Origin of the sequence: Mucilaginibacter sp., from assembly GCF_028288225.1 — a bacterium.
In the GTDB taxonomy this organism is placed as follows: Bacteria; Bacteroidota; Bacteroidia; order Sphingobacteriales; family Sphingobacteriaceae; genus Mucilaginibacter.
This window is the reverse complement of sequence record NZ_JAQBOC010000077.1, coordinates 1-7280: the sequence shown is the minus strand read 5'-3', so window position 1 is coordinate 7280 and position 7280 is coordinate 1. Positions and strand designations below refer to the sequence as shown.

Genomic DNA, 7280 nt, shown 5'->3' with positions numbered 1-7280 from the left:
CCTGCGAATTTTTGCCCTGATGAGACTGGGCATAAAGGATAACCAAACTATAGCCCATATATTAGAGAATTCGGTCAGTACAATCTACACCTACAAAATTCGCATCAAGTCAAAGGCGCTGGTTCAGAGCCATGATTTTGACAACCGGATCATGGAAATCAAGTTCGTTGATATCTAGTAAACAGAATTCTTATATCCGGCAGCGGTGATTGATGGATTTTGTTATCAGCTTTTGTCTTCTGGTCGAAAAAATTGTCTGTATCGCTCTGGTCGAAAAATTAACAATAAGGCAAGCCGTGGTCAAGGTAGTAATTAGAGCACATAAGGATATTGGTGATCATTTGCTTGATGCAAAAGCCCGTTTCAACCCGTTTTTAGGGTTTCTTATTAAAATTTTATTGGATTTTTTTGCCTTTTATTTTAATTAAACAGTTGAAAATCAGGTGGTTGAATTTTAATAAACTTAGATTTTTTTTATCAAGTTAACCAAATACGCCAATTGTTAAATAGCGATATACAACTTTGTGTTGTATCCGGTGGCTTGCACAGATCAGCCTGAAATGAGGGCTAAGTTGCGGGCAGGATATCCCCTGAAATTATAACCAATTATAAAGTAGTAGTTTTTTCCGGCAGATAGTGCATGGATAATCTCGTTAAACACCGGCCTCGCGGGCGGTTGATTTTACGCGTGCTTTGCTGCCATCAAACCTAATCGTCACCTAAAAACAGAAAGAATGTTCATCAAAATTAACCGCGCACCAACTTAGCCTGTCAGAGAAGACATTGTTACAATCAAACCAATTATCAATCAATAACCAATTTAAACCAAAATTTATGGAGATCAAATATTTACTAAAAATCAGCCTCCTTACTTTGTTTTGCTTTTTTGAATTAGCTGCTTCAGCTCAAAATAAGGCAATTTCAGGTAAAGTAACTGATGTGAAAACCGGTTTACCGCTTATTAGAGTCACCGTTGGCGTTAAAGGCGCTGCAATAGGAACTAATACCGATACCAATGGTAATTTCAAGCTCAGCGTCCCCGCCGCATCAACATTAACCATCAACTATATTGGCTATAAACGCCGGGAAATTGATGTGGCGGGCACTTCCATCTTTAATATTCAACTGGAATCCAATGACACCCAGCTTAACGAAGTAGTGGTAGTTAGTGTCGGTTATGGTACGCTGGACAAAAGAGAAGTTTCCAGTGCGATAACGCATGTATCTTCAAAGGATCTGTTAACCGGTAACAATAACAACCCTTTAATGGCGCTGCAGGGTAAAGTGGCGGGCCTTACGGTTTCTAATACGGCTACTGCCGATCCTAATTCCGGACCCAGCCTCCAACTGAGGGGCGTGTCTTCCAGGAATGCCGGATTAGGGCCATTGTACGTAATTAACGGCGTTCCCGGTGGAAATATTGACAACATCAACCAAAACGATATCGAATCTATCGATGTGCTGAAAGGCGGTGCAGCGTCTGCTATTTATGGTACACGCGGCAGCAACGGGGTTATTATTATAACTACCAAGAAAGGCAGTTCACAATCGCGTATGGTTTATGACGGCTACAGCAGTTTTGACTATATCACCAATAAACTGAACGTACTTTCAGCAGATGAATTCAAAGCGGACCGCGTTAGTGCCAAACAGGGCCAGGATTATGGCAGCAGTACAGATTGGCTAAAAGCGCTTAGCAAAACACCGGCGTATGGTCAGAAGCATACATTACAACTATCGGGTGGCTCTGCGAAAAACAATTATTTTGCCTCGGCAGATTTTCGGAAAGCCGGTGGTGTCGATCTGAGAGCCAATAAACAGGAGTATGGTGCCAGGATCAATTTGAACCATACCTCTGATGATAATATTTATACGGTTAGTTTAACCGTAGCACCCCGGCAGGCAACAACCAATGCCGCGGATTATGGCGGTTTTAACAACGCTTTAACGCTGAATCCGACATTACCGATTTACGCGCCTACCGGCCTGTATAACTATATTAATACCGGTTTCTTTTCCAATAACCCGGTTGAAAATGCCTTGGTGAATACAGACCAGTTGCTATTGAAGGAATTAGATATAAACGGATCATTTAAGATTAATATCCTCAAGAACTTGAATACCATGGTTACTGTTTCAGAAATAACGCGGAATGCCAAGCACCTAAACTTCAGCCCTTCTACCCGGACAACTATTGTGCATGCCAATCAAACTACGAAGACTAACTACGCGGCACAGGACGAATCTGATAATGATCAAAAAAATATTGAATGGACCGGCAATTACTCCTTGAATCTTGGAAAAAACTCAGTTAAGTTATTGGCAGGCTATTCTTATAGTTATTTTAACTTCCAGGAGTTTAGCGCCAATAATTACGATTTCCCATTTGATACCTTCCTGTATAATAACCTGGGCTCCGGAACCTATAACGGCGCCGGCTCAGGAAATGGACAAGGAGCGGTTTTCTCTACTCAAAATGATTCCCGGCTAATCTCTTTCTTCGGCAGGTTAAATTACGACTATGCCCATAAGTATATCCTTACTGCCAGTTTAAGGCATGAGGGCTCGTCAAAATTTGGGACGGATCATAAATGGGGAAATTTTCCGGCGGTTTCTGGGGCCTGGAGGATCATAGAAGAAAGTTTCCTGAAAGATAAATTTTCATGGTTGAGTGATTTAAAGATCCGCTCCGATTACGGTATTACCGGTAACCAGGACTTTGGAAGCTACCAATCCTTGCTTTTATATGGCGGAGCTGGCTATTTTCCGTTTAACGGCATACCCTACCAAGTGTATGGCCCGACGCAAAATATAAACCCGGATCTGCGTTGGGAAAAGGCGATAAACTTTAACGCAGGTGTCGATTTTGCGCTATTCAATAACCGGCTTTCGGGGTCACTTGATTATTACGTAAGGACAGATAAAGATCTTTTAGGTTCTTACGCGGTACCCTTACCACCAAATCCCCAAGGTACTACCTATTCCAATGTCGGTACCATGAAAAACTCAGGTGTTGAACTTGCATTGAATGTCAGTGCTGTTCAAAACAAGGCTTTCAGTTACAACATTACATTGGCTGGTGCCTACAATCAAAATAAGTTTATCAGCTTTTCCAACGATATTTATAAAGGCGCTCCTTATCAGGATGTGGCAGGGCTACCTGCACCAGGTAGTCCCGGTAATATCCAGCGTATCCAGGAGGGGCAAAGTATCGGTGGATTTTACATGTTAAAATCAGCAGGGGTGGATGCAACCGGAACGCTTTTAGTTTATAAAAAAGACGGCACCACAATACAGGGCAATAAAGCGACCAATGATGACAAGCAATTTGTGGGTAATGGCCTACCGAAATTTACCGGATCACTGGGTAATACCTTCAAGTATAAAAATTGGGATCTGAGTATATTTTTACGCGGCGTGTTTGGTTATAAAATATTCAATACGGACGCATTTTACATTGGTACGCCTTCAACCCAGGCAGACGCCAACGTGCTGAAATCAGCTTATGACGGTAACAGCAAATATTCAAAACTTACAAATTCCGCTACCACAACCATCGCATCGGATTATTTTCTTGAAAACGGGAATTTTGTAAAAATTGATAACGTTGCACTGGGGTATTCACATCCAATAGCGTCAAAATATCTACACGGCATACGACTTTATGCTACTGCCAGGAATCTGCACACGTTTACCAAATATACCGGCAGTGATCCGGACCAAATACCTGTAACCGGATTGACCCCCGGCGTCAATACGTCTTTAAATTATTATCCTTCAACCATTCAATTGGTGCTAGGCGGGCAGCTTACTTTTTAAATTTTAACACTTAAAAAATGAAACGGAAAATTTATTTAAAATACCTGTACAGTACCGCAGCACTCCTTATGCTGTTAAGCTTTGGCTGTACCAAACTGGATGAACATGTTTACGATAAGGTAGATGTCAACAATTTTTTGACACGCCGTGATGATGTGATCCGGGATTTTTTAAGACCATTTGAGCATGGCTACTGGTCTATACAGGGTAATGATACCTTTTGTGTGCAGGAAGACGCCTCTGATGAATTTGTTACCCTTAACCGGCAGGGCGACTGGCTGAACGGTGGCTACTATCAGCGTATGCATTATCATACCTGGACCCTAAATGACTCTTTTACCAGTGGCGCCTGGACGGCGTTTTACCAGGGTATTGTGCTGGCAACTAACTCACTGCAGGACATGGACGCTATCCAGGACCCGGCTAAACTGGGCGTTACCCCGGCAGAGCTGGCAGATTTTAAAGCGGAGTTAAGAACTATAAGAGCCTGGTTTCATTTGAGGGCGCTTGATTTTTACCGGAACATTGAAATTATAACTGATGTGAAAACGGCTACCCAGGGCAACAAGCAGGTATCACCGCAGGAAGCATTTAATTTTATTGAATCGGAATTAAAGGCTGCCATTCCAAATCTGCCTACACGACAAAGTCTGGGTGCCGCCGGTATTGGCAGGTGGACACAGGCGGGAGCAGCCTCATTGCTTGTCCGCCTTTATTTAAACTCAAAGGTGTATACAGGGGTTGACAAAATTACCGAATGCGCCACCATATGCCAGGACCTTATTAATGGCAAATATGGCGCGTATACCTTAGATAGCAGGTGGGACGCACCCTTTGACTATACCAACACCAGTCTGGCATCTGAAACTATTTATGGCTTTCCTGGTACCCTTGCGCGTACTCACTGGCAGTATGATGGCGGCATGTATTTTTGGGGTGTAACTTACGATGCCGCTCCATTGTATATGGGGTTCACCGATTTTGGATCAGCTAATCCAAAGTATGCTTTATCGCCCGGACGGGATGTTGACAGTGTGGAATACAATTTTCAATTGGGAAAACCGTTTGTCAAATTCCAGAAATACCCAGACGATGTCAGGTTAAAACTTTACAAGAACTTAGGGAACAGCACAAGAGAAGGGATGTTTTTATATGGCTATTTACCGTATCAGCATTTGGTTAACGGAAAAACGGTTACCGATACTGTACATGGCAATAAAGGCAGTTATCCGCTATTTATCCGTGATGGCGTAGGTATGTTTTTAAATGCTAAACCAGGCACAAAAATAGCCGACAAGCTGTCGAATATGAATCACGGCGATCATAATTCCGGAATTTTCATGGTGAAATATCCGCTTTATCCAACACCTGATCCTAATCGCATCACGTCTGCCTATGCCGAGATAAGGCTTTCGGAAATCTATTACTCATTAGCTGAATGCAAATATCGGACAGGCGATAAAGCAGGTGCTGCCGTTTTGCTGAATGCGGTGCGTCGGAGAAACTACCCGGCAGGCTCACCTAGTCTTTATAAAGCTGATGGAAGCCAGTTGACCGATCAGGAAATGCTGGATGAATGGGGACGTGAATTCCTGGGTGAGAACAGGCGACGTACGGACCTGATCCGTTGGGGAGTTTTTACTACCGGTACCTGGTGGGATAAATCACCTGATCCGGATAAGCATACCGAGATTTTCCCAATTGGAAAAGACATAATGGGAGTTAATCCACAGTTGGTGCAAAATCCCGGTTATTAGGTGGTAACACAGCGGGTGTCGGCTCATCGGCAAGATGGAATGATCTTGCAACACGACACCCGCTTACTATTAAGTTGACAATCAACTATTAAATGAAAAAAAAGGAAAGGTTAGAAATAAAAGAAACGCAATTTTTCCTGATGCATTCAAGCGCAATTTTATAAAGAATAGCGGCATTTTCCAAACTCCAGTATTTAACCCGAGCGCTGGAATGAACTGGAACCGGAAGAAATATTTGGCGGCCGCGGTGGCAATGAAACCCCGTTTATTGGCACCAAAGGTAAAATGATAGCCGGTACCTATTCTGAACATCCTCTATTGTTACCGACCTATCGGACCAATGAAGTTAATGTTAAACAAAACATTGAACTTGTACAAGGTTAATGCGGAGGGCATTACGAACAGTGGGTAGAGGCTTGCCTGGTTAGTTATGAAAAATGAACCCTTAAGTTCACCGTTTGAAGTAGCAGGGCCTTTAACAAAACCACCTTTAATGGCTAACCTTGCTGTAAGAGGTCACGAGTTCAAAGGCGGCCGGTTCAAAAATGATAGGATGATAAAAACATAAAGTAACACCTTAACGGCTCACCACTCTAATTCACTGAATTTTAATAAATGCTAATCATATAAACCCATATACAAAATGAAATATTACCTATTATTTGCCTTCATAGGCAGCGTTTGTACTTTAGGCGCAGTGGCGCAAGACAAACATAAACACGAGGATACAGAAATTTATACGCCCGTTCCGCCGGTCGTTACGCCAGGCGCGGTCAACGCTGATCCGCCATCGGACGCTATTGTATTGCTCTGTGGCAATAACCTGGACCAGTGGCTAACCACTGATGATAAAAGCCCGGCTAAATGGCTGCTGGAAAATGGTGTGCTCACCGTGAAGAAAGGTACTGGCAATATTGAAACCAAGAAAACTTTTAACAATTACCAACTGCATATCGAGTGGAAAATCCCGGCAAATATCACGGGTGAGGGTCAGGCGCGTGGTAATAGCGGTGTTTTCCTAGCTTCGATAGGCAAAGGCGATGCAGGTTACGAGTTGCAAGTGCTGGACTCTTATAATAACAAAACTTATACAAACGGACAAGCAGGAAGTATCTATAAGCAATCTGTTCCATTGGTTAATCCTAACCGTAAACCCGGTGAATGGCAAAGCTACGACGTGATTTGGACAGCACCGCTTTTTAATACAAACGGCAGCTTAAAAAGCCTGGCCAAAGTAATCGTGCTATTTAACGGCGTTTTGGTACAAAACAATTTTGAATTAGCAGGCCCCACACAATATGTAGGCAAGCCAGCCTACAATCACCCGCATGGTGCCAGTCCAATCAAGTTACAGGCACACGGCGATAAAAGCGAGCCGGTTAGTTTCCGTAATATTTGGATAAGAGAGATCAACCCGCCGGCCGGAAATTAAACCAGTTAGTTACCTTCATAAGCCTGCAAATCAAGTTGTTTGCAGGCTCATTTTTGGGGTGAAGACTTTTTACAATTACCGTCTGGTAAAGGATATAATTAAAGTACTGAATCGTCATCTTAGCCTAATACATTGGTTTCCGAAATGAGGTCAAGTCCTAGAGCACCTGAAGGTTGGTCGGTTTTAAATCAATGACTTTGGATGAGCATACTGATTTTTACTAAAGAGACAGCGAAAGTGTTTTTTTATTTAATAATTTAACTCAATCGTTG

General features: G+C 42.8%; 3 protein-coding genes. All 3 read left to right on the top strand.

The window, feature by feature from the left end; all coding sequences use genetic code 11:
- Window positions 1-834 precede the first annotated feature (834 nt).
- Window positions 835-3819 (top strand): SusC/RagA family TonB-linked outer membrane protein, encoded by a 2985-nt coding sequence (locus JWQ54_RS23060; protein ID WP_299589890.1) that lies wholly within the window; start codon window positions 835-837, stop codon window positions 3817-3819.
- 17 nt (window positions 3820-3836) lie between these two features.
- Complete coding sequence (locus JWQ54_RS23055; RefSeq protein WP_299589888.1) at window positions 3837-5576, top strand: RagB/SusD family nutrient uptake outer membrane protein; 1740 nt, start codon at window positions 3837-3839, stop codon at window positions 5574-5576.
- 643 nt (window positions 5577-6219) lie between these two features.
- Entirely contained in the window at window positions 6220-7008 is a 789-nt protein-coding gene (locus JWQ54_RS23050) for a DUF1080 domain-containing protein (RefSeq protein ID WP_299589886.1), read from the top strand.
- Window positions 7009-7280: the final 272 nt, after the last annotated feature.

Excerpts from the sequence above, each read along its gene's own strand:
- JWQ54_RS23060 (WP_299589890.1), top strand. The coding sequence starts at position 835 with ATGGAGATCAAATATTTACTAAAAATCAGCCTCCTTACTTTGTTTTGC.
- JWQ54_RS23055 (WP_299589888.1), top strand. The coding sequence starts at position 3,837 with ATGAAACGGAAAATTTATTTAAAATACCTGTACAGTACCGCAGCACTC.
- JWQ54_RS23050 (WP_299589886.1), top strand. The coding sequence starts at position 6,220 with ATGAAATATTACCTATTATTTGCCTTCATAGGCAGCGTTTGTACTTTA.